Source organism: Streptomyces sp. NPDC053474 (assembly GCF_044544845.1).
Classification (GTDB): domain Bacteria; phylum Actinomycetota; class Actinomycetes; order Streptomycetales; family Streptomycetaceae; genus Streptomyces.
The window spans coordinates 1-1,028 of sequence record NZ_JBITXV010000049.1 but is presented as its reverse complement, the minus strand read 5'-3'; the positions used below and the strand labels follow the sequence as shown (position 1 = coordinate 1,028).

Sequence of the window (1,028 nt, the reverse complement as noted above, 5' to 3'; positions counted from 1 at the left end):
TACTGCCTCTGGATGCGGCCCATGGATAGACTGATGGACATGGGGCATGAAGTCGTAAAGGTGCTGGTCGTCGATGACGAACCCATGGTCTGCGCACATTTGAGAACGATCCTGGGATCGGCCGAGGATATCGACGTCGTCGACGCCGCCCACGACGGAGCCGCCGCGGTGGAGGCCGTGATGCGGCATCGCCCCGATCTCGTTCTCATGGATTTGCGGATGCCGGGTGTGGATGGCCTCACGGCCATCGAATGCATCATGAAACTGGATCAGCCGCCCAAGGTCGTGGCACTCACCACATTCGACGCCGATCAGTATGTGATGCGGGCGCTGCGCAGTGGCGCCAGTGGATTTCTGGTGAAGTCGACGCCGCCCGAGGACCTGATCGGTCTCGTCCGGGTGGCCGCCGACGGACACACGGTGCTCTCGCCCGTGGCGATGCGCCGCATCGTGGCCGCCTCGTCCGACGAGGACGCGGCGCGGGAGCGGGCCAAGGCCCTCGTCGGCAAGCTCACCGAGCGGGAGACGGACGTGCTCACCTGCCTCGGCGAGGGCCTGTCGAACGCCCAGATCGCCACGAAGCTCTTCCTGAGCGAGGCGACCGTCAAGGGCTATGTCTCCCGCATGCTCGTCAAGCTGGAGTGCACCAACAGGACCCAGGCGGGCCTGCTCGCGTACGACGCGGGGCTCGTCAGCCGCTGAGCCGCAGCTGGACCGGGCCCCGCGCCCCACAAGGGCGGGCTGTGGCGGGGCCCGGCTGCCGTCGGCGGCGGTCAGTCGCCGTACGCAGGGGCCCGCACCCACCCGGAACTCAAGAAGGCCGGAGCCATGAGGCTCCGGCCTTCTTGAGTTCCGGCCCCGGCACACCTCGACCGCGCCCGACCGCTCACCGCGGCCCCGCCGCGGCCCGGCCGCACCGCAGGCGACCGGGCGCCGCGCGCCGCGGGGGACTCGTCAGCCCTGACCCACCGTGCGGGGGCGGCGTGGGCGGATCCAGGAGCGGGTCGTGGGGACGTAGATCGGAAGCT

General features: G+C 69.7%; 1 protein-coding gene. It reads left to right on the top strand.

Translation table 11 applies throughout. From position 1 onward, the window contains the following. Positions 1-39 precede the first annotated feature (39 nt). Positions 40-702: a response regulator transcription factor gene (locus ACIG3E_RS41015; protein WP_030689541.1), complete on the top strand. Its 663-nt coding sequence runs from the start codon at positions 40-42 to the stop codon at positions 700-702. The last annotated feature ends 326 nt before the right edge of the window (positions 703-1,028 follow it).

Bases quoted from the DNA above. Each gene is read 5' to 3' on its own strand.
- ACIG3E_RS41015 (WP_030689541.1), top strand. From the start codon at position 40: ATGGGGCATGAAGTCGTAAAGGTGCTGGTCGTCGATGACGAACCCATG.